Origin of the sequence: Marinobacter alexandrii, from assembly GCF_005871205.1 — a bacterium.
Taxonomy (GTDB): Bacteria; Pseudomonadota; Gammaproteobacteria; order Pseudomonadales; family Oleiphilaceae; genus Marinobacter; species Marinobacter alexandrii.
Genome location: NZ_SWKM01000013.1, coordinates 551,351 through 575,005 on the forward strand (window position 1 = coordinate 551,351; position 23,655 = coordinate 575,005).

A 23,655-nucleotide genomic window follows, 5' to 3' on the forward strand; every position below is an offset into this window, starting at 1 on the left:
CTCAGTCCTGGAGCGCGGCTTCCCGACTGCGGACGAACTGAAAAAACTCATCACAGCCACCAACGTACTGATCACCGACCAGAATCTGCGGCACGGTGTACACGGGCCGGCCGATCTTATCGGCAATGTCTGCCTTGCTTAGGCCCTCGGCCATGATATCGATCCAGGTGTGGGCCAAGCCCTTGGCCTCGCAAAGGCCTTTCGCCCGGACACAGAATCCGCAACTGGTGCGACCGTAAATTGTTACATGATCCACTGGGACCTCCTGAAATACCGAAATTTGCGCGTAGCACTTCCAAAAAAGTTTGGCGCTATGATCGCACGGTCGCGAAAAATTGAAAATTGAAGCTCTGAATCAGGGTCATAGCGCAGGACCATACCGTCGGTCCCGGCCATGCTCTCAGGTCTTCAGTCGACCCAACTCCCGCTCCAGCACCTGAACCTGTTCATCGAGGGTGTAGCCACTGCCCTTGACCCGGGACGCCAGCTCACGCAAATCATTGGCAGCGTCGCCAATGTGGGTCAGGTTACGGTTAATCTCTTCACTGACCGAACTCTGCTCCTCGGCTGCGGTGGCCACCTGGGTGACGTGCTCGACGATGGTACCGATACGTTCCACAACCGTTGCCAGCGAGTGAGCCGCTTCCTGGGTGCCATCAACCGCAGACGACGCGCGCTCGACGCCATTCTCGATCACCGATACGGCGCCGTTCACGTCCACTTTCAGGCCATCAATCATCTCGCTGACTTCGTCAGTGGACTGTCTGGTACGCTGCGCCAGGGTCCGGACCTCGTCCGCAACCACCGCAAACCCCCTCCCCTGCTCGCCGGCGCGGGCCGCTTCGATAGCGGCATTCAGCGCCAACAGATTGGTCTGCTCGGCAATACCGCGAATCACGTCCAGAATTCGGTTGATGTCCTCACTGCGGCTGGCAACGTGACCAATCGCAGTGCTGGCCTGGCCCATATCGGTGGAGACCGCGTTCACGCCACTGACCGCCGACTGCAGGGTGTCCTGGGTAAAGCGAATGCCGTCCTGAGCCATGCGCGCGTTTTCGGCGGCATCGCCGGCAAAGCCGGCGACCTCACCGGCAGCTACGGACATCTCATTCATTGCGGTCACCACGCTTTCAATGTCCTGGTGCTGGCGCGAGGTCTGCTCGTCCGTCTCCAGGGCAATGGCCCCTACACCCTTGGCCTGTTCACGAACCTGTGAGTTCACGTCCTTGAGGTCATTGATCATGCCCCGCAACCTGGCCAGGAAGGTATTGAAACCGCCCGCCAGGTCAATCAGCTCGGCGTGGGTGTCGATGTCCAGTTCACGAGTCAGGTCACCTTCGGCACTGGCGAGATTCTGCATCCGGTCGCGGATTTCATTCAGGGGCCGGGTCACCGAACGCACCAGCACGATCAGCACCAACGTGGCCAACACCACCACTACACTACCAACCACGGTCTGATCGGTAGCGGTAGCCGCTACTTCGTCCTTCAGCAGGCGCGTCATTGCCTGCACGCTGGCCAGGGCCGCGTCCCGGGGCAGTTCAATCAGCAGCGACCATTGGCTATTGGCCAGACTGATGTCCACCGGGTAGGACACCGCCAGGGTCTCTCCATCGTCAAAACTGCCCTCCCCCTGGTGCAGCTGCACGAATTCGTCCGCCAATTCCGGCAAGGCTTCGTTCAGGGGACGGCCCAGTTGGTCCTGGTAATGACTGGACGCGGCTATCAGGCCGCGCCGGCTCAGCAGGGTGACACGGGACTGGCCGTCAAACAGCGTCTGACTGACCTCGGTGATGGCCTGCTGCAGGGTTGTCAGGTTTAGATCGGTTCCGGTCACCCCGGCGAACTCACCATCATCCAGAATGGGGATAACCAGGCTGGTCATCAGCTCGGTGTAGCCTTTCTCGATTTCGTATTCGTACGGCTCCATGATGCACGGGGTCTTCGATTCAAGGGAGCACAGGTACCACTCGCCGTCGCGGATACCGAATTCGTTGCGGGTCTCCAGATACTTGAACGCTGTGTCTGCCGAGCGGTTAAATACCACGTTGCCGTCGGGCCCCCGGTAATAATAAATCTCCAGGGTGCCTTCGTTGCTGCTGTGCTCTTCAACACCGCCGGTGAAATACCGATCCTGACCGTCGTACGCGTCTGGCTCGAAATGGGCGTAAATAGAGCTCAGACTGGTCTGCTCTTCCAGAATGGCGCCAATGGTCTCCTGCATATCCCGGCGGCTGATCCGGCCGGAACTGTCGGCCTGGATATTGCGCGTGATAATATTTCGCACCACCTCTGGCGTGCGGTAGGCCGTGGCAAACTGACCGCTGACCAACTCGCCGTACTTGCCGGCGGTCGCACTCAACTGGTCCATGACAATGCCCTGCACCGTGCCCCTGGCCTCCGTCGTCAACCGGTCCTCCATGCTGGCAAGCGACATCTGGGCGGTGACGACAATACTGATACCCAGCACCAGCAACAGGGAAATCACCAGGGCATAGAGTTTGAACTGAAGGGAAAGCTGTTTCATTGTGAGGCAACCTGTTTGTCGCGGCAGCAACATTGTGAATTTCGAATCAAGGAGATCTGATTGGCGTATCTGACGCTTTTCCTGACGGCGTTTGCCGCCGCAACATTACTTCCGGCCTACTCGGAAATCATGCTGGGCACATTGGTGACGCAAGGATTTTCGTACTGGTGGCTATGGTTTTCAGCCACCCTGGGCAACACGCTCGGCTCCGTTGTTAATGGGATTATCGGCCGACAAGTCGATCGCTTTAAGGATAAGAAGTGGTTTCCCATCAGCGAAATGCAGCTGCACCGCGCGCGCAATCGTTTCAATCGTTACGGTCAGTGGTCACTGTTGCTGGGTTGGCTGCCCTTGGGCGGCGATGCGCTCACCCTGGTAGGCGGCATCATGCGGGTGCCGTGGCTGAACTTCGTGGTCCTGGTAGCCATCGGCAAGGGGCTGCGTTATGCCTTCGTGCTCTGGCTGGTCGCGGAAGCGTCATCACCGTAGAGGTATTTGCGCAGTAACGGCTCACCGTTGAATTCGGAGTGCAGCACGGCAACAAAGGTATACACGCCAATCAGCTTGCGGTTGAGGAAGACAAACTCTTTGGGCGGCACCCGGAAATACCGGCTGATAGCTGAGCGGGCCGCCTGGCGAGCCACTCGTGACGGCAGGTCACTCTGCTTCCAGCGGTACTCACCGTGGCTGTTCACCGCGTAGTCCGGCCACTGGTCCTGATCCGAGGCCAGTGGTTCCAGCACCGACATGCACACGTTGCCGAATGTCTCCAGCACGTCCCGAGGCCAGTCCAGGCTCATGAATCGAAGTTTCACGCCACCATCGATGACCGCCTCAAGATCCTGTTCATAGGAAGCCTGGATCATCTGCCGAACCGGATTCAGGAACCGGTCGCTGTAGGATTGCACCGCGCCAAAATCGAGCAGCACAATGCGATCATAACCGGGGTCCTCCCCTTCTTCACCGGCAATCCGAATCCGGTAATTACCAAAGTTGGGATCGGTCTGGATTTCGCCCCAGACAAACAGCTCCCGGAAGAACAGCTCCAGAGCGGCTTTGCCCAGCGCACTGCGACGCTCCAGGGGCAACTCCTTGACCGGACCCGAACTCACCGAGTGGCCATGCTCGTAGGTGGAGGCAATAACATGGGCGCTGGAGTACTCCTGGAGTACCCGCGGCACGATAAAGCGCGGATCGGAGGCCAGCATTTCCCGGAATTTCTCGGTGGTCCGGGCCTCCAGTCGATAATCCACCTCCCGGTGCATCATATCCCGGACTTCTTCCAGCCAGTCGTTGAACTCCGGTCCAAAACTGACTAACCGGGCAATTTTCAGCAGCTGGGCGACGGCATTCAGGTCGCTGTCGACCGCATCGGCCACCCCGGGGTACTGAACCTTCAGCACGAGTTCCAGACCGTCACTGCGGCGCACGGCCCGATGCACCTGGCCCAGCGATGCTGCGCCAATCGGCTCAGGATCAACCTCCAGCTCCGCCAGACGCGCCGTCCCCAGTTCCTCTTTCAGCACCCGCTCAATGGCGGACCATTCCAGCGAGGTGGTCTGGTCCTCCAGCGTGTGCAGGGCTTCGGTTACCTCGTCGGGCAGGAAGTGCTCCCCATACAGCGCCATGACTTGGCCAATCTTGACCACACTGCCCTTGAGCTGGCCCAACTCATCCACCAGAAAGCGCGCCTGACTCGAGAGCATGGCGCGATGTTTCTTCTCCCGCTTCTCGCGATTGCTGAACCAGTTGGTGGCCATGTGCGAAGCCATGCGAGTACCGGCGAACAAACCAGCGCGGGTGAGACTGAGCCGACGCTCGAAGCTGCCGGTTTTAATGCGGGAGACCGATTTTCCTGGACGTCTACTGGCTGACATGCGTGACCTGTCGGGATCCGAGAATTTCACCGCCACCAGCGGCTCTGGTCATTATACGGATGCGGTGCCAATCTGACCTACCTCTATCGACTCGGCAATAGCGGCCACCGGGCCAATGCAAGGCTGCCCAGTGCGGAGCCGGCGCTTACCAGCCCTCGCGGTAGTCAACCGCCGAGGCGCCGAGACCGGCGACCAGCTGAGCCGCCAAACGACGCTCAAGCTCGGGCACCGTCGCATCAGAACTGAAATCGGAGACCTGGCTCATGGGCAGGCCAGCGTAGCCGCAGGGATTGATGCGACGGAAGGGTTCCATATCCATGGCCACGTTCAGGGCCAAGCCGTGGAACGAACAGCCGCGCCGAACCCGAAGCCCGAGCGAGGCAATCTTGGACTCACCCACATAGACCCCGGGCGCGTCTGCCCTGGGGGCAGCCTCGATGTCCAGCTCGGCCAGCGTGCGGACAATGGCCTGCTCGATCTGGTCGACCAGCGCCCGCACCCCAAGTTTGCGTCGGCTCAGATCAATCATCAGATAGATCACCAGCTGACCGGGGCCGTGATAGGTGACCTGACCGCCCCGGTCCACCGGGATCACCGGAATGTCGCCGGGGGCAAGAATATGCTCGGCCTTGCCCGCCTGCCCCTGGGTGTAAACCCGGGGGTGCTCCAGACACCAGAGTTCGTCGGTGACGGTATCATCCCGATCGGCGGTGAAGGCCTTCATGGCCTCCCAGGTTTCCATGTAGGGCTGCTGCCCCAGTGAACGAACGATCAGGTCGGCCATTGTGCTTACAACACCATATGAATCCGGCCGCTGGCCTTGAGCTCTTCAAACAGCGCTTTGAGCTGGGTTTCCCCGGTCGCCACGATGGTCAACTGAACGGAGGAGAAGCGCCCCTTGCTGCTGTCGTTCACCGCGATTCTGTCCTCAGTAATACCCGGCGCATGCCGCTCGACAACCTCGACCACAAAGTCGGTGAAATCCGGTGCGGCATTGCCGATGACCTTGATGACGTAATCACAGGGGAATTCGATTTTTGGTGCTTTCGGCTCACTCATGCCGTCAATACTCCCTGAGGCATATCATGCCCCTTACTGAAACAACTGAACGAAAAAGAGCTTGATGGCATCCCAGATGCGCTTGAAGAAGCCGCCTTCGGGAACGTCCGTCAGAGCCTGTACCGGCTGGTCCACCAGAACCTCACCGTTCAGGGAAACCTTCACCCGGCCCAACTCGTCTCCCACCTTGATGGGCGCTTTAATTACGGAATCAAGGTCAACCGTGGATTCCAGGTCATTGCGCGAGCCTCGGGGAATGGTCACGAACACGTCGTCAGTCATGCCAACCGAAACCTGGTCGGCCTGACCCGACCAGACCTGGGCCTTAATGACTTCCTGACCGGTCCGGAACAGGCGCTCGCTCTCGTAGTAACGGAAGCCATAATTCAGCATCTTCTGAACTTCCTGGGAGCGGGATTCAGAGCTGCTGGTGCCCATCACCACGGCAATAAACCGGGAATCGTTACGTTTCGCCGAGGCCACCAGACAGTATCCCGCTTCCTCAGTGTGCCCGGTCTTCAGACCATCAACCGAGTCATCCCGCCACAACAGGCTGTTGCGGTTGGGCTGACGGATTTTGTTATAGGTGAAATGCTTCTCCGCGTAGATCGGGTAATTTTCCGGGTAATCATTGATGATGGCACGCGCCAGGATCGCCAGGTCATAGGCGGTGGAAAAGTGTTCCGGCGACGGCAGGCCGGTGGCGTTCTCAAAATGGGTGCCCTTCATGCCCAGCAACTGTGCCTGCTGGTTCATGATATCCACAAACGCGTCCTCACTACCGGCAACGAATTCGGCCAGCGCTACCGAGGCGTCATTACCGGACTGGATAATCACACCCTTGAGCAGGGTCTCAACCGGAACGCTGGTGCCCTCGCGGACGAAGGTCCGAGAACCTTCGGTTTTCCAGGCGCGAACGCTGATCGGCACCATATCCGACATGCTGATGCGACCCTCGTCCAGCTCACGCTCGACAATGTAAGCCGTCATCATCTTAGTCAGACTGGCCGGTGGCAGACGCTCATGGCTGTTTTCTTCCATGATGATGCGACCGCTCTTGGGGTCCATCAACACGTAGGAGCTGCCGGCAATCTGCGGCGGCGAGGGGATCAGGACTGACTGCGCTGTCGTTTTTCCAACCAACGCCAGCGTCAGAACCAACAGAATCGAACAGGAACGGAGCAATGATTTTAGGGCCATGGGTTCAGTCATTTATCGTTAGGTGTGTGTCTTTCTGATTGCTTTTCAGTGTGAATCAGTCAGCAGAATCGATTGGGCGAAGCCCCGGGATTCAAGCAGGCTCTGCGCCCTTCGGGCACTGGTCTCGTCGGCGAACGGGCCAACCTGCACGCGATGGAAGCGACCCGAGCCGGTATCAATGGACCGGACCCGCAGCGGCTTCTCAACAATTGCCTGGGCCCTGTCCCTGAGTTTCTCCGCCGGATCACGGCTGCTGAACGAGCCCAGTTGGACGAACAGGGCATCGTTACCGACGGTCATCTGGCCGCTGGCAACCACCTGGGTCTCAGGATCATTCACGGTATCTCCGGGCATGAACGGCTGCCCCGCCAGCGTCATCGAACCATCTGGCCGCACGGTGATCGCAGCCACCTCGACCCGGGCAGTGCCCCGAGATTGGTATCCCAGTTTTTTTGCCGCTGCGTAGGACAGGTCAATCAGCCGGTCACCATGGAAAGGACCACGATCATTCACCCGGACAATGACCGAACGTCCGTTATCCAGATTCGTCACCCGAGCATACCCCGGAATCCGAAGGGATTTGTGGGCCGCAGACATAGCGTACATGTTAAAGGTTTCGCCATTCGACGTCTTGTGGCCATGAAACTTCTCGCCATACCAACTAGCGGTGCCCCGTGCAACATAGCCATCGTTGCTGCCCACCACCTGATACTGCTTGCCCCACACCGTGTACGACGACTTGTTGCCAGCCCGGCGCGGGGCCTCATACACCGGCTTGGCATCGGCCAGCCCGGAGGCGTCAAAATTGCCCGACGGAGCCCGATCCTGGGAAATACTGTAACGGGAAGAATGGTCGGTTTCCGGCGATGACGCGCACCCGGCAAGCAGCAGGGCCAATGACAGCGCCAAAAGGGATGAAAGCGAAGGTTTGAAAATCACAGTCCGGAAATCCTCTTGCACACCGGCCGCCAAATCAACGGGCGGGCAGCCGTGGCTTATTGTAACGGGTTATAACCAAGGTTCACCATTACCCACTCGCCACCTTTACCTAGGCGCTGATCATTCGGCGGTGGGTGTGAATGGACATCAGGACACCAAAGGCCGCCATCAGGGTAACACCGGAGGTGCCGCCATAACTGATCAATGGCAGCGGTACGCCCACCACCGGCAGCAGACCACTGACCATACCGACGTTGACAAAGATGTAGATGAAGAAGGTCATGGTCAGGGCGCCGGCCAGCAGGCGGCTGAACGAATCCTGGGCGGTAGCGGCGATGTACAGGCAGCGCAGGATAATCAACACGTACACCAGCATCAGCACCAGCATGCCAATGAAGCCAAACTCTTCCGCCAGCACCGCGACGATGAAATCGGTGTGACTCTCGGGCAGGAACTCCAGGTGCGACTGGGTGCCCTGCAGCCAACCCTTACCGTCAATGCCGCCGGATCCAATGGCGGTCTTTGACTGAATGATGTTCCAGCCGGCTCCCAATGGATCGCTCTGAGGATCCAGCAAGGTCAGCACCCGTTGCTTCTGGTACTCGCGCATGACGAAGAACCACATCATCGGGGCCGAGACTGACACCAGGGCTACAAACGCCAGAATCAGCTTCCAACTGATGCCGGCGAAGAACACCACAAACAGACCGGCCATGCCGACCAGCAGCGAGGTGCCCAGATCCGGCTGCTGAATGATCATCATCATTGGCACCAGCACGATGGCCAGGCCGACGATGACATGACGAAAACGGGGTGGCAGGAAATGCCGCGACAGGTACCAAGCTGCCATCATCGGGACCACCAGTTTCATCAACTCGGAAGGCTGGAACCGGGGCAGCCCGGGAATTGCCAGCCAGCGCTGGGCACCCTTGGCCCCAACACCTACCAGTAGTACCGCCAGCAAGGCGGCAATCCCGGCGGCGTAGAGCCAGGGCGCCCAGCGCCGAAACACCGAGGGATCGAGCTGGGCAAACACCAGCATCACCACGAATGCGACGCCGAGCCTTATGCCCTGGGCCTTGACCACCTGGCTGTTGCCGTCGGCGCCGCTATACAGCACGAACAGACCACCGGAGACCAACGCCAGCAGCAGGAACAGCAGGACCGGATCCAGGTGCAACGCCGACCAGATGCCCCGAGGCCGGCCCAACGGGTTGGTGGCCGTCGGATCGATAAAATCGTGCAGTGCCATTAATTCTCTCCCCCGGAGTCGACCCTACCCACCAGCGCCTCGTCGTCTGACTGCTGGAATTCCAGCAACCAGGCGTCAAACAGTTCACGGGCCACAGGCGCGGCGGTACTACTGCCGCCACCGCCGTTCTCGACGATTACAGCGACCGCGATTTCCGGGTTTTCAACCGGTGCAAAGCCGACAAACAGGGCGTGATCTCGAAGCCGTTCCCGCACCTCCTCGGCATCGTATTCCTCGTCCTCAGCCAGACTGAAGACCTGTGCCGTACCGGTCTTGCCTGCCATGCGGTAGGGTGCGCCAGCCCCGGCCCCACGCGCCGTGCCTTTGCGACCGTGCATGACCTCGGCCATGGTGTCTACCACATACTCCCAATCACTGGGGTCTTTCAGCTTCAGGGGCTCATGATTGCCATCGGGCAGGAAGCCAGACACGGACGTGTCACCATCAATGTCTTTCAAAAGCCGGGGCTCAGCCCAACTGCCCCGATTGGCAATCAGGGAGGTAGCGGTGGCCAGCTGCAACGGTGTCGCCAGCATGAAGCCCTGACCAATCCCCATATTCACCGAATCGCCCGGGTACCATTGCTCATCCCGCATCGCCCGCTTCCAGTCCCGAGACGGCAGCAAGCCGCTCAGTGCACCGGACACATCCAGGGCGGCGTCTTCGCCAAAGCCGAAGCGGGACAGGTAGTCGTACATGGTATCCACGCCCATTTTCACCGCGATTTCATAAAAATAGACATCGCAGGATTCTGCCATGGCGTCCATCAGGTCTACCCAGCCGTGGCCGCCACGCTTCCAGTCCCGATATCGTCGACCGGATTCGTTCAGCCTGAAATAACCCGGATCCCAGATGGTGTAGTCCTTGGTCGTCGCGCCACTGTCCAGGGCCGCAATCGCCAGCATCGGCTTCATGGTTGAACCGGGTGGGTACTGGCCTCGAAGCGCACGGTTAAACAACGGCTTGTCCCGGCTCTCGCTGAGCTCGCGATAGTCCGTGACACTGATCCCGGTAACAAACTTGTTGGCATCGAAACCGGGCACACTGGCCAATGCCAGAATGCCGCCAGTTGCCGGCTCGATCGCCACGATGGCGCCCCGCCGGCCGTCCAAAAGTTCGTGGGCGCGCTTCTGCAGCCTCAGGTCCAGGTGCAACTGCAAGTCCTCGCCCGGCACTGGGTTTTCCCGCTCCAGAACCCGCAAGGTCCGGCCCCGGGCATTGGTTTCCACGTGCTGGTAACCAACCTGTCCGTGCAGGATGTCCTCGTAGAAGCGTTCGATACCGGACTTGCCGATATAGTTGGTGCCGGCGTAATTAACCGGATCTATGCGCTGCAGCTCATCCCGGTTGATGCGACCAACAAAGCCCAGGGCGTGGGCGGTAAGTTCACTGTGGGGGTAATATCGAACCAGCTCGGCCTTGACCTCGACCCCGGGCAATTCGTGCCGGTGCACAGCCAGGCGCGCCATCTCCTGTTCGTCGAGGTCGTAACGTAGCGGGATTTCCTGGAAAGGGCGACGAGGCTCCTGCAATCGACGCTGGAAGCGCTCAAGGTCCTCTTCGGAGACATCCAGAATACGGTCGAGTTGAGTCAGTGTCTCGGCCATGCCGTCCACCCGCTCAGGCACCAGGGTGACACTGAACACTGGGCGATTTTCCGCCAGCAGGGTGCGGTTGCGATCGTACACCAGCCCCCGGGGCGGCGGGACTGACTGGACCTGCACCCGATTCTTGTCGGACAGAGTGGTGTACACCTCGTGCTCGACAATCTGCAACTGGTACATCCGGGCCAATAGGCCACCGATCAGCACCAGCACGAAGGCCAGCATGACCAGGGTGCGGCGTTGGAACAATCGGCGCTCGGCGGCAGTATCCTTGAATTCACCCCACGGCATAGTCGATCCTATGCCCGATGGTACGGGTGGTTACGGGTAATCGACCAGGCCCGGTACAGTTGCTCGGCCAGCAGAATACGTACCAGTGGGTGGGGCAGTGTCAGGGGCGACAGCGACCATTGCTGGTCGGCACGTTGACGACAGGCGTCCGCCAAGCCATCAGGACCACCGACGAAGAAGCTGACATCGCGCCCATCTTGCTGCCAGTTCTCAAGCTGGCTCGCCAACTTTTCCGTGGACCAGGGACGACCACCAACCTCAAGAGCGACGACCCGGTCTTTCGGGCCGGACGCAGCCAGCAGGGCCTCGCTCTCGCGTTGCATCAGTCTGGGGATATCCGGGTTTTTGCCCCGGTGTGCCAAGGGGATTTCGACCAGTTCCAGCGGCAGTTCCGGCGGCATCCGGCGGGCGTAATCATGATACCCGGCACTGACCCAGTCGGGCATCTTCTGCCCCACGCAGATCAGACGTAAGCGCATGCTTATTCGCTGCCCGCAACACCAAGATCCGGGGCATCACGCCAGAAGCGCTCCAGATCGTAGAACTCGCGCGTGGCGGGCATCATGACGTGAACAATCACATCGCCCAAATCCACCAGGATCCAATCGCTCACGGTGTCGCCTTCCACGCTGTTGGCACGAATGCCTTCGTCCCGGGCTTCCGAGACCACTGAGTGGGCAAGGGATTTTACATGTCGGTTGGACGTTCCGGATGCCAGAACCATGAAGTCGGTGACACTGGTACGGTCACGGACATCAATTACGCTGATGTCCTGTGCTTTCACATCTTCGAGCGCGTTAACTACCAGATCTTTCAGTTGTTCTGCCTGCATAATCACCCTGTTGGACGGGCGTCAGCCGAGGTGGCCGCCCGAAAAGTCTATTCAGCGGCGATTGTAGCACTAAAAGTTGCCGTCGGGGCAGGCTCCATAGAGCCCCAGACGACGAATCTCCTGCCATACCGAATCCGGGACCAGATAACGGGGTGACCTACCGGCTTCAATCCGTTCACGGATGCCGGTCGCAGAAATCTCCAGCAGTGGCAGCTGCAGGTCCAGCATCAGGCCACAGGGCCGGCCATGCAAGGCCTGAGGGTCAGACACCCGGCGCTCAGCCAGCAACGCCGCCGGCAGTCCGTCCGGGTCGAGCTCAGCACCGGGCCGGCGTACCACGACAATGTGGGCAAGCTCGGGAATCGACTGCCACTCCCGCCAACGGTCAAAACTGGCGAACGAGTCGGTGCCGACCACCATGATCAAGGGGTGTTCCGGCCCCAGCTCACTACGCAACTGGCGCAGGGTATCAGCGGTGTACGACGCCCCCGCCCGCTTGACTTCGCGGTCATCAACGCGCAGCTGAGGCTCCGCCGCCACCGCCAGCTCCAGCAGCCTCAACCGCTGGTCGGCAGAGGCCCCGGTATCACCTCGGTGAGGCGGGATATGGCACGGCATCAGGTTGATCGGTGCAACTTCCAACCGATCACTGATTTCCAGGGCCAGCCGGAGATGGCCATGATGAACCGGATCGAAGGTGCCGCCATAGATCACATGCATTGGCATCAGGTCCGGATGTGGCCGTCGCCGAACACCACGTATTTCTGGGACGTCAGGCCCTCAAGCCCTACCGGCCCGCGGGCGTGGATCTTGTCGGTGGAAATACCGATTTCTGCACCCAGGCCGTACTCGAAGCCGTCGGCGAAGCGGGTGGAGGTATTGACCATCACCGAACTGGAATCCACTTCGGTCAGGAAGCGCCGCGCCCGGGTGAAGTTTTCGGTGATGATGCTGTCGGTGTGTTGAGAGCTGTAGCGGTTGATATGCTCGATGGCACCATCGAGACCATCGACCACCCGTACCGCCAGGATCGGCCCAAGGTATTCCGCTTCCCAGTCAGCTTCCACTGCCTCAACGACATCAATAATACCGCGGGTACGCTCACAGCCGCGCAGCTCTACTTCCTTTTCTACAAACGCCGTGGCCAGCAACGGCAGGATATCATCGGCGATCTCGCCATCGACCAGCAGGGTTTCCATGGTATTGCAGGTGCCGTAGCGCTGGGTTTTGGCATTCACCGCAACGTTCAGGGCTTTTTCCGGATCGGCGTGACTGTCAATGTAGACGTGGCAGACGCCGTCCAGGTGCTTGATCACCGGCACACGGGCGTCACGACTGATCCGCTCGATCAGGCCTTTGCCACCGCGCGGAACAATAACATCAACGTATCGGGGCATGGTGATCAGCTCGCCCACCGCGGCGCGGTCGGTGGTTTTGACCACCTGCACAGCGGTCTCCGGCAAACCGGCCTCGGCCAGACCCTGGCTCAGACACCGTGCAATAGCCTGGTTGGAATGAATGGCCTCGGAGCCGCCCCGAAGAATGGTCGCGTTACCCGATTTCAGACACAGGCTGGCCGCCTCCACAGTCACATTGGGACGGGATTCGTAGATAATGCCAATCACCCCCAAGGGCACTCGCATCTTGCCCACCTGGATTCCCGACGGACGATAGGTCATGTCGGTGATTTCACCGATTGGATCGGGCAAGGACGCGACCTGGCGAAGCCCCTCGATCATGGTATCGATCCGCTCCGCAGTCAGCTCCAGTCGGTCGAGCATGGCGCCGTCGAGACCGTTACTCCGGCCGCTTTCCAGGTCCCTGGCGTTGGCCTCGGCCAGCTCAATGCGTGCCGAATCCAGGGCCCGGGCTGTGGCCAGCAGGGCCTGGTTGCGCACCGCCGTTGTGGAGCGCGCCACGAGCGTCGCGGCTGCACGAGCCTGCTCCCCGACCTCAGCCATATAAGCTGCAATATCCATCCGTTTACCTTCGTGTTAATCAACAGAATTCATTATTCGAGTCTAACTTTACCTTTCCCGTTTCAAGTACGCACCCCAAACAGATATTATAACCTTGCGATATGCCACATACTTAGGGAGTTTCTGAAAAGGACGGACACCATGGCCCAGTTGGCCGAAAACTTTTTGTTGAGCAGACTGTCGCGGGCCGGATTCGTGGTCCTGATTGCCATTTCGGCGCTCAGCGCAATACTGGGCGAGCCCCTGACGGCCGCCGCTGCCGCCGCCGCGGCTGGCATCGTGATTTGCGCACAAACCTTTCACAGCAATCGTCAGCAACACCCCTGGCCGAGCATCCAGCGGTTGTTTTTCGTCGCGCTTCTATTACTCATGCTGACCAGTTTCTGGACCGGACCCTGGGCGCTCAGCCACTGGTTCTACGCCCTGCCCCTGCTCGCCTTTGCGCTGCTTCCCCTGCGGCTGGCAGTGGGCATCACCCTGGCGATGATGCTGCTTGCCGGCCTTGCCATCCCCCTGGCCACCGGCCTGGCCGACCGACACCAGATGGTCAGCGCGTTCATGTTGACCACCCTGCTCTCGGGCCTGCTGGTGTTCCTGCGCGAGTACAAAAACCGCCAACTGGCACCACTGCGCCGCACCGATGAGCTGACCCAGGCCGCCAGCCGGGAATACCTGTCCGCAGACCTGCACAAGGAAATCCAGCGCAGCGAGCGTGAAGGTACCGACATGTCCATTATCATGATTGGCCTGGACACCCACCTCAGTGACCGCAATCCGGACCAGGATATTCGCTCTATCCTGCCCCGCATCGGGCGCTACCTGCATTCCCAGATTCGGGATTTCGACACCTACTACCGGGTCGCGGACCTGCAGTTTCTGGTCATTCTACCCGGCATTTCCACGCACAACGCCATCAAGCGTTCGGAGATCATGCGCAACGGCCTGGGCAAACTTCTGGAATCCCACCACATGGCGCTCACGGTTAGTACCGGCGTTGCCGGCCTGAACATTGGTGATGACGCCGACAGCCTGCAGCAGAGTGCCGCCAATGCCCTACGCCGAGCCCAGCAGCAAGGCGGCAACCGGACCCAGGCCTACAGCGCCTGGAACCAGACCGGGAACAAGACCCCTCCGCGCGCGCAAGGACCCACTTCATGACCGAGACCCGCCTGAGAACCTGGACGCATGGAACCGGCTATGTTCTGGCTACGCTCTTTATTCTGGCGCTGGCGATGCAGAATCTTCGTTATGGTTTTTACGAGCTATTCTACCTCGCCACCGGCATGGCGACCCTGACCCTGGCGGGGGTTGCCTATACCGCGGTGTGCCGCCGTCACCAGTTGTCGGCGCCCGGACACCTGATCATCCTGTCGGGCCTGAACAGCGGCCTCCTGGCCGCCGTGCTGACACTCGACAGCCCTGGCATCACCCACTGGGCCATGCCACTGCTGATCCTGAACCTGCTGATCCTGCCGCTGCGCCAGGGCATGGCGCTGTCGTTCCTGCTGCTACTGCCAACGGCAGGGGCGGTGCTGTTCCAACAACCCACCACCGATGCCGTCATCACCATTACCGGCCTGGTGATTCTGTTCGCCGCGGCGTCGCTGTATATCTGGCACTACGACCACATGGCCCAGTCTGCCGAAGATTTGGCCATTACTGATCCGGTAACTGGAGCCCACAACGCCCGCTTCCTGGATGAAACCCTGCAGAAAGAAATTAGCCGGGCCATCGCCACCGGACATCAGCTGTCGGTCATTGATCTCAGCATCGACTACGCTGACGAAGCGGCAGACCTACACGGCAAGGCTGGTGTGCAAACGCTGTTTCGCGACATGACCGAGCATTTGTTTGATGTCATACGGGCCGGCGACACCCTGTACACCCTGAACGAGTCGGAATTCTTCCTGATCCTGCCTTACACCCCTGAAGAAGGCGTGCGGGTGATTGCCGAACGGATCCGCCGGACCATCGCCGAACACCAGTGGGCCGTTGTCGGCAAGGCCACGGTCAGCATCGGCTGCACGACCCGTGGTACCGGCGACACCCGCACCGATGGCCTGCGCCAACGGGCTCATGCCGCCATGGAAGAGGCCCGCCGACGCGGTGCCGATTCGGTCTGGTTCAGTGCCGGAGAGACTATCGCAGCATGAGCGGTGATTGGCTCAGGGAGTTATCGGCCTGGTTAAGCCTACACCCGGGATGGCTGGCCACGGCTTTATTCAGTACCGCCTTTGTCGAGTCCCTGGCGATTGCGGGCATCATCGTGCCTGGGGTGGCGATTCTTTTCGCCATCGCTGCACTGGCCGGACAAACTGGCATGCCACTGACCGAAGCCCTGATCTGGGCGGGTCTGGGCGCCATCGCTGGCGACACCGCCAGTTTTGCCCTCGGACGCAAACTCCAGGGCCGGCTCAACGTAGTGTGGCCACTCAGCCACTACCCGATTCTGATGGCGAAAGGCCAGGCCTTCTTTCGCCAGCACGGCGGTAAGAGCGTGGTCATCGGACGCTTTGTCGGGCCCATACGCCCAATCATTCCCCTGATTGCCGGTGCCCTGTGGATGCCCTGGCAACGATTCCTGGCGTTTAATATTGTTTCAGCGGTGGGCTGGGCGCCGGTGTACATACTGCCGGGCTTTCTGGTAGGCAGCGCGCTGGCCAGCGACATTCAGCCGCCAGCGTACTTTTATCCGGTGGTGGGGATCAGCCTGGCCACCCTGATGGTGGTGTATCTGGTGCTGGTCCAGTTTCAACTGGGCCTGGGCAAGGGTGGGCGACTTTATCACTGGCTGGAACGGCGCATGGCCAGATACGACGCTACCCATCGTTTCTGGCGCCTGTACACCAACCACCGTCCGGACCGGGGAGGCGAGTTTCCTCTCGCCTCCATCATGCTGGCGCTGGGCGCTTCCGGCCTGTTCCTGATCTGGGGCCAGTTAGCCACCCAGACGCACAGCCTCGAGCCTTTCAATCAACTGGCGCTGATCTGGTTTGATCAGCTCCGGCAACCGCTACTCGACGGCCCGGTGATTATCGCCACCCTGCTGGGGGATCCGCCGGTGCTGGCAGCCGCAGCAGTACTGGCATGTCTGACACTGGCATTCCGGGGCTACTACGCCGCGGCCATTCATATTGTCATGGCCGCCGCACTCACTATCGTCCTGGTCTGGCTGCTAAAACTTACCCTCGGTGTCGACCGGCCCGACGCGGTGTTCCGTCCGCCGTCGTCCGGCGCCTTTCCAAGCGGCCACAGCGCCGGCATCACCGTGTTTGTCACCCTTCTGGCCAGTTTCGTTGCGGGCGAAAGCCGCAAACGCCAGCGCTGGCAGTTCTATGTCCTGTTTTCGTTGCCGCTGGTGCCGATAGCCCTCAGCCGGCTGTATCTGGGAGTACACTGGTTTACCGATGTGATTGGCGGCATATTGCTGGGGCTGGCGATTACTGGTGGAGTGCGGGCGAGTTACAGTCGGTACGACCGGGTGCACCTGGCCCCGGATCTGTCGATGGCCCTGGCTGCAGGCGCATGGCTGGCGTTTGCCGTCGGTTATGTTGTCCTGGCCTGGCCGGAGGCGCAGGTAAACCTGCGCCCTGCCTAACACATGGTTTCAGCCCTCTTCCAGGGCCTCCAGCAATTCCTGCAAGCGGCTCAGCCGCTCCAGCGGATCCTGCAATTCAACCAGGCGCTGCTTTTCCTGCTTGTCGAGAGGCAACAACTCTGTCAGGCGCCAGCCAACGTGCCGGGCATCGCCATAATCCACATCCATATCCAGATCCCGCACGACTGGATGCCGAAACAGCGCCCGGAGCACTGACGGCAGCTCGTTAAAACGATCCGGCACCTCACTGTCGGCCTCATCGAGTAAAACCTCGACATCGCCCACATTGAGACCATCCTCCTGCCGCCAGCTCCTGACCACAGTGACCTTTGCCGTTCCCTCCACCGTGATGCCCAACAGACCGTTCTCCAACTGCTGAAAATCAATGATGCGAACGTAAGTACCGATGTCATAGAACGACGCCGTGGGTCCGACCTCCGCACCGTCGCGCAGCAGCACGACGACAAAGCCCCGGTCTTCTTTCAGGCACCGGGTCAGCATGTCGATGTATCGCGGCTCAAAGAGCTGCAGGGGTATCCGGCCCCGGGGGAGGACAATGGAATTCAGCGGAAAAAGTGGAACATTCATATCAGTGCAGGTCACCGAGAGGTGGACTCCAGAGTTAAAAGACCCAATGAGGTCATCGAATTGACAGCAACTGCTGCACTTCATCCACCCGGGCACGGGCTTCCGTGAGAAGCTGCAGACTCCTCGACGCATTCAGTTCCAACTCACCCAGCCGACGATAGGCTGGTATCTCATCAAAACACGGCAGCCCGGCGTTTTGCCGGGAACCAATCATCGAATGCAACTGCGCTACAATCACCACGTCCGTGAGCTGGGGTTCGGCCGACCGGCACTGGTAGTCCCAACTCTCCGCGTGGCGCACAGCCTCAATAAACGTTGCCGGGAAGCCCCAGTTCTCCAGCACCGCCGTGCCAACGTCGGCACGGAGCTCGCTGATTGCATGGCGCAGGTTGTCCGGGTTGGCAAACAGGCCAGTATGGTGCTCCGCCTGAACCAGTACCGGCACCACGCCGATGTCGTGCAGCAAACCCGCCAGCAGGGCCTCTTCCGGGTTTAACCGGGTGGCATGATCCGCCAGTACCCAGCACAACGCCGCCACCTCCCTCGAATGCCGCCATAGACGCTCCATTTCCTGCTGCAACGCAGGCTGGCGCGTTTTGAACACCTCCCGCATGGAGAACACCGTCACCAGCTGACGGGTGGTGTGCATGCCCAGGCGAACAACTGCCTCGCGCACGGTTCGAACATCACTGAAGCCTCGATAGAGCGGGCTATTACAGGCCCGCACCAGCTTGACGGCGATGGAGGGATCCGCCGAGACCGCATTGGCCACCAGTTCTGCGCTGGAGTCGTCCCGATCAACCGCCCGACGAACCTTCCAGGCCACATCCGGCACACTGGGCAGCTGGATCTGGTTGGAGCGTAGATCAGAGTAGAACTCCATCAACAGCTCACTCTCATCATTCGTCTCACTGGCCTCGGCCGCCGGGGTTTCGTTCGAGTCCATCTCCTCCTGTTCCACCGGCGCAGAGCGCAACATCTGGTTCAGGATATCCTGCTCGACAATCAGAAATTCGCAAAGCTTGACCGCAATCACATCGTACATCCGTGGCTGCAGTCGAGCGATGGGATTGAGTGCGGCATCCGATTCAGCCTCAATCAACGTTTTCCGCCCGTCCACCGATTCCAGCTCAATCTTGCCGGAGATCAGAAAAAAATCGAGACCGTCCCGAACGCCCTTCTCCAGGACTCTCTGACCCGAGCCATAGGTGCGGCGTTCACCACGACTGGCAAGCAACACCAGTTGCGCGTCGGAAAGCCGATTCAACGGTCGAAACTCTCTCAGACGACGAAAAGGCAGACTGTCCTCCCCGGCCATGGGCAAGCTCCTTATATCATCCCGATCCAATGACGATGATTGATCCCTGTTAGTCATTGTAAGCGCCGTCTGCCAAAACAACCATGCGATAGGTGTCTAATCTGGTATCCTTTGACGCTGCACAAAGCCAACCAACAATCACCACCCGGTAAACACAGAGAGATCAGAACATCATGCCTCAGTATCGTTCGCGGACTTCCACCGCCGGTCGCAACATGGCCGGTGCCCGCGCCCTCTGGCGCGCCACTGGTATGAAAGATGGAGATTTTGGCAAGCCTATCATTGCGGTTGCCAACTCCTTTACCCAGTTCGTACCCGGCCACGTTCACCTGAAAGATCTGGGGCAACTGGTCTGCCGCGAAATTGAACGGGCCGGAGGTGTCGCCAAGGAATTCAACACCATCGCCGTTGACGACGGCATCGCCATGGGCCACGACGGCATGCTGTACTCTCTGCCTTCCCGGGAGATTATCGCCGACTCCGTCGAGTACATGGTCAACGCCCACTGTGCCGACGCTCTGGTGTGTATTTCCAACTGCGACAAGATCACGCCGGGCATGCTGATGGCCGCCATGCGCCTGAATATACCGACCATTTTTGTGTCGGGCGGCCCGATGGAAGCCGGCAAAACCAAGCTCTCTGAACACAAACTTGACCTCGTCGATGCCATGGTGATCGCCGCCGACCCGAACGCCGACGACGAAACCGTAGCCGAGTACGAGCGTAGCGCCTGCCCTACCTGCGGCTCCTGTTCTGGCATGTTCACCGCCAACTCCATGAACTGCCTGACCGAGGCCATCGGGCTGGCGTTGCCCGGTAACGGTTCCATGCTGGCCACCCACGCCGATCGTGAGCGCCTGTTCCTGCAGGCCGGTCGTCAGATTGTGGAGAATGCGCGCCGCTATTACGAGGAAGATGACGCTTCGGTACTGCCATTGAGCATCGCCTCCATGGCGGCCTTCGAAAACGCCATGGTGATGGACGTCGCCATGGGTGGCTCCACCAACACCATCCTGCACCTGCTGGCAGCAGCCCAGGAAGGCGGCGTGCCATTTACCCTGAACGAGATTGACCAGCTGTCCCGCAAGGTGCCGCAGCTGTGCAAGGTGGCTCCCAACTCCCCGAAATACCACATGGAAGATGTCCACCGTGCCGGCGGCATCATGGGCATCCTCGGCGAACTGGAGCGCGGTGGTCTGATCAACACCGACCTGCCCACCGTGCACAGCAAGACCATGAAGGAAGCCCTGCAGACCTGGGACATCATGCGGTCACCACCGGCCGACGTAGTCGAGTTCTACAAGGCCGGCCCGGCGGGCATTCCCACCCAGACCGCATTCAGCCAGAACACCCGGTGGCCAACCCTGGACGGCGATCGTGAAACCGGATGCATCCGGGCTGTGGAACACGCCTACTCCTCCGAGGGAGGCCTGGCAGTGCTGTACGGCAACATCGCGCTGGACGGCTGCGTGGTGAAGACCGCGGGCGTGGACGAGAGCATCTTCGTATTCGAGGGCACGGCGCGGGTATTCGAGAGTCAGGATTCTGCCGTGGCCGGCATCCTCAGTGATGAGGTTCTGCCCGGTGAGGTGGTGATTATTCGCTATGAAGGTCCCAAGGGCGGACCGGGCATGCAGGAAATGCTCTACCCCACCAGCTACTTGAAATCCAAAGGCCTGGGCAAGGACTGCGCGCTGCTGACCGACGGCCGTTTCTCCGGCGGCACTTCCGGCCTGTCCATCGGCCACGCTTCCCCCGAAGCGGCCGCAGGCGGCGCCATCGGGTTGATCGAGAATGGTGATCGCATCCGCATCGACATTCCGAACCGCACGATCAACGTGGAGCTGGACCAGCACGAGCTGGACCGTCGTCGTGAAGCCCGCGATGCCAAGGGCTGGAAACCCGAGCTGGCGCGGGATCGAAAGGTCTCTGCAGCCTTGAAAGCCTACGCCCTGCTGGCTACCAGCGCGGATAAGGGCGCGGTCCGGGATCTCAGTAAACTCGACTGAGTTTTCACTGGCCCACAAAAAAGCCCGCTCAGGCACACCTGGCGGGCTTTTTTTGTTCGTGCTGGATTACCAGAGCGACCAGCCGCCTTCGTCGTCTTCTTCGATGGCGCCTTCGGTCTTGCTATCAGCCTTGGCTGACGCAGAGGAACTCGAAGCATCATCGCTGCTCGCAGACTCGCTGGAACCTGTCGATGCCGCAGCAACTTTAACAGAGATCATGCCCAGAGCTTTTTTGGTCTCGTCATCAAGCATACCGGTGGCCTGCAGGCCATTGTCCTTCTGGAATTGGGTCAGGGCCGCGCGGGTGGAGTCGTCCATTTGGGCACTAACATTCTGGATTTCATACCCAGCCCCATAGAGGGCATTTTTGACGGCTACGGTGTTGTTGGCAGAAACCGTGGGGGCCAGCCCGAGCATCATTACGGTACCGGCGGCGATGGCCAGACGGCCCAGATTATTGGTCATTTTTTTTGTATTACTCACCTGCATTACTCCCGATCACATCGATACACTGGTCTTGTTATGTTGAGGTGCCCATCTCCACGATTTCGGGCGAACGCTAAAACCTTACCACATTTTCATCTTTGAACACCCCGCGCGATGCAGTGAGCGTCAAACAGATTCCTCGTCCTGACGATTCGGTACCGCAACTGACGGTTGGCGATGGGATTCTTCGCCAAACTCCCGGATGAAGATGCCCCAGAAGGCCATAAACAGCGCCGCCACCAGCGGCCCCATGACAAATCCATTGACCCCGAACATGACGATGCCACCCAGCGTAGACAGCAGCACAATGTAATCCGGCAGCTTGGTGTCCCGGCCCACCAGCACCGGGCGCAGCAGGTTATCCGCCAGCCCAATCACCACCACACCGAAAATGGTCAGAATGGTCGCCTCCACCATGTCTCCGATGGCGGCCAGGTAGATAGCGGCCGGCACCCAGACCAATGCCGCGCCCACCGCGGGCAACAATGAAACGATGGCCATGACTACGCCCCACAGCAGCGCACCCTTGATGCCCAGAATCCAGAAGATCAGGCCACCCAGGGCACCCTGAATGATCGCAATTAACAAGTTGCCCTTAACCGTGGCGCGGGTGACTTCCGCAAACTTGGCGAACAGCAGACGCTCACGCTCGTCCCCTAGCGGCAGAGCCTTGATCAGCAGCTCCACCAGCTTGCTGCCGTCCCGCAGCAGGAAAAACGCCAGGTACACCATCAACGCCAGGCCGAGAAAGAACTGGAAGGTATTCTGTCCGACGCCGAGCGCCTGCTTCGCCAGGAACTGGCTACCACCGACAAACAGACTGACCACCCGATCACGAAGCTCGTCAAAACTGACATCAAAGGGCGCCAGAAACGCTTCGATGGCCGGGAACGACTGGTTAACCTGGTCAATGTATTCGCCCGGCCGTATTTCGCCACTCTGGATTCGCTGGTATAGACCAACGCCCTCGGCGATCAGGGACGTGACCAGCACCAGGACTGGTATCACCACAATAACCATGCAGATGATCAGGGTGATCAGGGCGTTCAGGTTCGGGCGCTCCCCCAGCTTGCGCACCAGAAGTTGCTGGACGGGATGGAAAATCAGAGCAATTGCCACCGCCCAGAAAATAGGACCAAAAAACGGCTTCATCAGCAACACAAAAGCCAGGGACACGCCCACCAGCATTGCGAGAAAAGTCCGTGTTTCGAGTTTTGCGTACATAGTTCTGATTGTTCCTGACCAAGAAGCGAAGACGGGCCTACGGTGTTATCAACCGCGTGACCGCCTTAGCCTATCACGGCAACGTGGCCACTGTAGCCTTCTTAGGGGTATAGTGGTCGGTTATTGATCAGCTAATATGAGACAGGTTGTACTGTTGGAATTTGAAACGTTTACGCCGGAAACTGCTCTGGAAGCCGCCGTCGAACTGCGCCGGGTTCTGGCCGCCCGAACCCATCGCCGCAAAGTGATGGGGCAGGAAGTGCTGGTGCCAGGCCAACTGGGCGAGGCCTTGCAACTGCCACGCACCATCAACCGGCTGCAAAGCAAACAGCAGCGGCAGCGGGAACTTGGCCTGGACGATTTTCACGAACTCTGGCCAACCCTGTCGCCGACAACCCGGGAAAAGGTTCTCCGGGCCATCGGCTGGTACGATCCGAAAGCGCTTGATTGGGAAGACAAGCGCTCCAACCGTCGACCGGTGGTCGATCCGGACAATTGAGGCGTAACACTGAGGCTTAACTTAAAACGGGACCTCAACTTTAAATTGTCACACTTCATCCATAGGTTGGATGTATCAGGAGGATAACTATGAGCTTGCATGATCAACAAATTTACACCGCCTACCTGGCCGAAGGCAGCACCGTGCCCACCTTACTCTGCGGCCACTGCCGTTCGATTCTTTCCCGGGCCCGGATCTTCCGGAACGAAGGCGACAATCAACGAGAGACCGAATGCCAGACCATAGGCCTCTGCTCCGCCGACGATTGCGGTGCGGTGAACTGCTGCGACGCCGCCATGGCGCGAATTGACAACCCGGAACAGCTGTTCGGCATCGCGTCCTGATTCAAACCGGCAACGCTCTGTTACGCAAC

24 protein-coding genes are annotated in these 23,655 nt (G+C 59.8%); 7 read left to right on the forward strand and 17 right to left on the reverse strand.

The genetic code is table 11. The features are described 5' to 3' along the window. Position 1 precedes the first annotated feature (1 nt). Entirely contained in the window at positions 2-256 is a 255-nt protein-coding gene (locus tag FCS96_RS13515) for a GrxA family glutaredoxin (protein WP_138440894.1), read from the reverse strand. Positions 257-400: 144 nt separating this feature from the next. Further along, positions 401-2,527, reverse strand: a complete 2,127-nt coding sequence (locus FCS96_RS13520) for a methyl-accepting chemotaxis protein (protein ID WP_138440895.1) — start codon at positions 2,525-2,527, stop codon at positions 401-403. A gap of 60 nt (positions 2,528-2,587) precedes the next feature. Here FCS96_RS13520 and FCS96_RS13525 point away from each other — a divergent pair, with 60 nt between their 5' ends. Next, complete coding sequence (locus FCS96_RS13525) at positions 2,588-3,016, forward strand: YqaA family protein (RefSeq protein ID WP_138440896.1); 429 nt, start codon at positions 2,588-2,590, stop codon at positions 3,014-3,016. Here the strand turns inward: FCS96_RS13525 and FCS96_RS13530 are convergent. The 11 genes from FCS96_RS13530 to FCS96_RS13580 form a co-directional block, all read right to left on the reverse strand. Next, positions 2,971-4,404 (reverse strand): ABC1 kinase family protein, encoded by a 1,434-nt coding sequence (locus tag FCS96_RS13530; protein WP_138440897.1) that lies wholly within the window; start codon positions 4,402-4,404, stop codon positions 2,971-2,973. The genes FCS96_RS13525 and FCS96_RS13530 overlap by 46 nt on opposite strands. Before the next feature lie 145 nt (positions 4,405-4,549). Then, on the reverse strand, positions 4,550-5,188 hold the full coding sequence (gene lipB / locus FCS96_RS13535; RefSeq protein ID WP_138440898.1) for a lipoyl(octanoyl) transferase LipB: 639 nt from the start codon (positions 5,186-5,188) through the stop codon (positions 4,550-4,552). A 5-nt stretch (positions 5,189-5,193) separates the two neighbouring features. Next, positions 5,194-5,472 (reverse strand): HP0495 family protein, encoded by a 279-nt coding sequence (locus tag FCS96_RS13540; RefSeq protein WP_407658110.1) that lies wholly within the window; start codon positions 5,470-5,472, stop codon positions 5,194-5,196. Positions 5,473-5,496: 24 nt separating this feature from the next. Further along, positions 5,497-6,663 (reverse strand): D-alanyl-D-alanine carboxypeptidase family protein, encoded by a 1,167-nt coding sequence (locus tag FCS96_RS13545; protein ID WP_138440900.1) that lies wholly within the window; start codon positions 6,661-6,663, stop codon positions 5,497-5,499. 45 nt (positions 6,664-6,708) lie between these two features. After that, positions 6,709-7,602, reverse strand: coding sequence for a septal ring lytic transglycosylase RlpA family protein (locus tag FCS96_RS13550; RefSeq protein ID WP_138440901.1), 894 nt, complete (start codon positions 7,600-7,602; stop codon positions 6,709-6,711). 109 nt (positions 7,603-7,711) lie between these two features. Further along, the gene (rodA, locus tag FCS96_RS13555; protein WP_138440902.1) at positions 7,712-8,854 is read right to left on the reverse strand and encodes a rod shape-determining protein RodA; all 1,143 of its coding nucleotides are present in this window, start codon (positions 8,852-8,854) and stop codon (positions 7,712-7,714) included. Continuing rightward, the gene (gene mrdA, locus FCS96_RS13560) at positions 8,854-10,749 is read right to left on the reverse strand and encodes a penicillin-binding protein 2 (protein ID WP_138440903.1); all 1,896 of its coding nucleotides are present in this window, start codon (positions 10,747-10,749) and stop codon (positions 8,854-8,856) included. Before mrdA ends, rodA begins: the two co-directional genes overlap by 1 nt. A gap of 8 nt (positions 10,750-10,757) precedes the next feature. Further along, entirely contained in the window at positions 10,758-11,228 is a 471-nt protein-coding gene (gene rlmH / locus FCS96_RS13565) for a 23S rRNA (pseudouridine(1915)-N(3))-methyltransferase RlmH (RefSeq protein WP_138440904.1), read from the reverse strand. Between the two features lie 2 nt (positions 11,229-11,230). Continuing rightward, positions 11,231-11,581: a ribosome silencing factor gene (gene rsfS / locus FCS96_RS13570; RefSeq protein WP_138440905.1), complete on the reverse strand. Its 351-nt coding sequence runs from the start codon at positions 11,579-11,581 to the stop codon at positions 11,231-11,233. 69 nt (positions 11,582-11,650) lie between these two features. Continuing rightward, entirely contained in the window at positions 11,651-12,301 is a 651-nt protein-coding gene (gene nadD / locus FCS96_RS13575; protein WP_138440906.1) for a nicotinate-nucleotide adenylyltransferase, read from the reverse strand. A 5-nt stretch (positions 12,302-12,306) separates the two neighbouring features. Then, complete coding sequence (locus FCS96_RS13580) at positions 12,307-13,560, reverse strand: glutamate-5-semialdehyde dehydrogenase (protein WP_138440907.1); 1,254 nt, start codon at positions 13,558-13,560, stop codon at positions 12,307-12,309. 141 nt (positions 13,561-13,701) lie between these two features. Between FCS96_RS13580 and FCS96_RS13585 the strand changes: the two genes are divergently transcribed. Genes FCS96_RS13585 through FCS96_RS13595 form a run of 3 tightly spaced genes read left to right on the forward strand, consistent with a single transcriptional unit; the run spans position 13,702 to position 17,158 of the window. Further along, entirely contained in the window at positions 13,702-14,718 is a 1,017-nt protein-coding gene (locus tag FCS96_RS13585; protein WP_138440908.1) for a GGDEF domain-containing protein, read from the forward strand. Next, positions 14,715-15,713, forward strand: coding sequence for a GGDEF domain-containing protein (locus FCS96_RS13590; protein ID WP_138440909.1), 999 nt, complete (start codon positions 14,715-14,717; stop codon positions 15,711-15,713). The genes FCS96_RS13585 and FCS96_RS13590 overlap by 4 nt, the downstream gene beginning before the upstream one ends. Next, the gene (locus FCS96_RS13595) at positions 15,710-17,158 is read left to right on the forward strand and encodes a bifunctional DedA family/phosphatase PAP2 family protein (RefSeq protein WP_138440910.1); all 1,449 of its coding nucleotides are present in this window, start codon (positions 15,710-15,712) and stop codon (positions 17,156-17,158) included. The genes FCS96_RS13590 and FCS96_RS13595 overlap by 4 nt, the downstream gene beginning before the upstream one ends. A gap of 9 nt (positions 17,159-17,167) precedes the next feature. Here the strand turns inward: FCS96_RS13595 and FCS96_RS13600 are convergent, their stop codons facing one another. After that, positions 17,168-17,746, reverse strand: a complete 579-nt coding sequence (locus FCS96_RS13600; protein ID WP_138440911.1) for an LON peptidase substrate-binding domain-containing protein — start codon at positions 17,744-17,746, stop codon at positions 17,168-17,170. Positions 17,747-17,798: 52 nt separating this feature from the next. After that, positions 17,799-19,064, reverse strand: a complete 1,266-nt coding sequence (locus tag FCS96_RS13605; RefSeq protein WP_138440912.1) for an HDOD domain-containing protein — start codon at positions 19,062-19,064, stop codon at positions 17,799-17,801. Positions 19,065-19,237: 173 nt separating this feature from the next. On the opposite strand from FCS96_RS13605, the gene ilvD reads away from it, so the two are divergent. Further along, complete coding sequence (gene ilvD / locus FCS96_RS13610; RefSeq protein WP_138440913.1) at positions 19,238-21,073, forward strand: dihydroxy-acid dehydratase; 1,836 nt, start codon at positions 19,238-19,240, stop codon at positions 21,071-21,073. Positions 21,074-21,139: 66 nt separating this feature from the next. Here the strand turns inward: ilvD and FCS96_RS13615 are convergent, their stop codons facing one another. Together FCS96_RS13615 and FCS96_RS13620 are read right to left on the reverse strand one after the other, a co-directional pair. Further along, a complete protein-coding gene (locus FCS96_RS13615) occupies positions 21,140-21,556 on the reverse strand; it encodes a peptidoglycan-binding domain-containing protein (RefSeq protein ID WP_228264104.1) in 417 nt (138 codons plus the stop codon). A gap of 129 nt (positions 21,557-21,685) precedes the next feature. Continuing rightward, the gene (locus tag FCS96_RS13620) at positions 21,686-22,783 is read right to left on the reverse strand and encodes an AI-2E family transporter (protein ID WP_138440914.1); all 1,098 of its coding nucleotides are present in this window, start codon (positions 22,781-22,783) and stop codon (positions 21,686-21,688) included. Between the two features lie 136 nt (positions 22,784-22,919). Here FCS96_RS13620 and FCS96_RS13625 point away from each other — a divergent pair, with 136 nt between their 5' ends. Then, on the forward strand, positions 22,920-23,282 hold the full coding sequence (locus FCS96_RS13625; protein ID WP_138440915.1) for a hypothetical protein: 363 nt from the start codon (positions 22,920-22,922) through the stop codon (positions 23,280-23,282). 89 nt (positions 23,283-23,371) lie between these two features. Then, complete coding sequence (locus FCS96_RS13630) at positions 23,372-23,626, forward strand: hypothetical protein (protein WP_171040782.1); 255 nt, start codon at positions 23,372-23,374, stop codon at positions 23,624-23,626. Positions 23,627-23,655: the final 29 nt, after the last annotated feature.

Bases quoted from the DNA above. Each gene is read 5' to 3' on its own strand.
- lipB (WP_138440898.1), bottom strand. From the start codon at position 5,188: ATGGCCGACCTGATCGTTCGTTCACTGGGGCAGCAGCCCTACATGGAA.
- rodA (WP_138440902.1), bottom strand. From the start codon at position 8,854: ATGGCACTGCACGATTTTATCGATCCGACGGCCACCAACCCGTTGGGC.
- FCS96_RS13530 (WP_138440897.1), bottom strand. From the start codon at position 4,404: ATGTCAGCCAGTAGACGTCCAGGAAAATCGGTCTCCCGCATTAAAACC.
- FCS96_RS13600 (WP_138440911.1), bottom strand. From the start codon at position 17,746: ATGAATGTTCCACTTTTTCCGCTGAATTCCATTGTCCTCCCCCGGGGC.
- FCS96_RS13595 (WP_138440910.1), top strand. From the start codon at position 15,710: ATGAGCGGTGATTGGCTCAGGGAGTTATCGGCCTGGTTAAGCCTACAC.
- FCS96_RS13620 (WP_138440914.1), bottom strand. From the start codon at position 22,783: ATGTACGCAAAACTCGAAACACGGACTTTTCTCGCAATGCTGGTGGGC.
- rsfS (WP_138440905.1), bottom strand. From the start codon at position 11,581: ATGCAGGCAGAACAACTGAAAGATCTGGTAGTTAACGCGCTCGAAGAT.
- FCS96_RS13580 (WP_138440907.1), bottom strand. From the start codon at position 13,560: ATGGATATTGCAGCTTATATGGCTGAGGTCGGGGAGCAGGCTCGTGCA.
- mrdA (WP_138440903.1), bottom strand. From the start codon at position 10,749: ATGCCGTGGGGTGAATTCAAGGATACTGCCGCCGAGCGCCGATTGTTC.
- FCS96_RS13520 (WP_138440895.1), bottom strand. From the start codon at position 2,527: ATGAAACAGCTTTCCCTTCAGTTCAAACTCTATGCCCTGGTGATTTCC.
- nadD (WP_138440906.1), bottom strand. From the start codon at position 12,301: ATGCATGTGATCTATGGCGGCACCTTCGATCCGGTTCATCATGGCCAT.
- FCS96_RS13625 (WP_138440915.1), top strand. From the start codon at position 22,920: ATGAGACAGGTTGTACTGTTGGAATTTGAAACGTTTACGCCGGAAACT.
- FCS96_RS13590 (WP_138440909.1), top strand. From the start codon at position 14,715: ATGACCGAGACCCGCCTGAGAACCTGGACGCATGGAACCGGCTATGTT.
- FCS96_RS13585 (WP_138440908.1), top strand. From the start codon at position 13,702: ATGGCCCAGTTGGCCGAAAACTTTTTGTTGAGCAGACTGTCGCGGGCC.
- FCS96_RS13545 (WP_138440900.1), bottom strand. From the start codon at position 6,663: ATGGCCCTAAAATCATTGCTCCGTTCCTGTTCGATTCTGTTGGTTCTG.
- FCS96_RS13605 (WP_138440912.1), bottom strand. From the start codon at position 19,064: ATGGCCGGGGAGGACAGTCTGCCTTTTCGTCGTCTGAGAGAGTTTCGA.
- rlmH (WP_138440904.1), bottom strand. From the start codon at position 11,228: ATGCGCTTACGTCTGATCTGCGTGGGGCAGAAGATGCCCGACTGGGTC.
- FCS96_RS13630 (WP_171040782.1), top strand. From the start codon at position 23,372: ATGAGCTTGCATGATCAACAAATTTACACCGCCTACCTGGCCGAAGGC.
- ilvD (WP_138440913.1), top strand. From the start codon at position 19,238: ATGCCTCAGTATCGTTCGCGGACTTCCACCGCCGGTCGCAACATGGCC.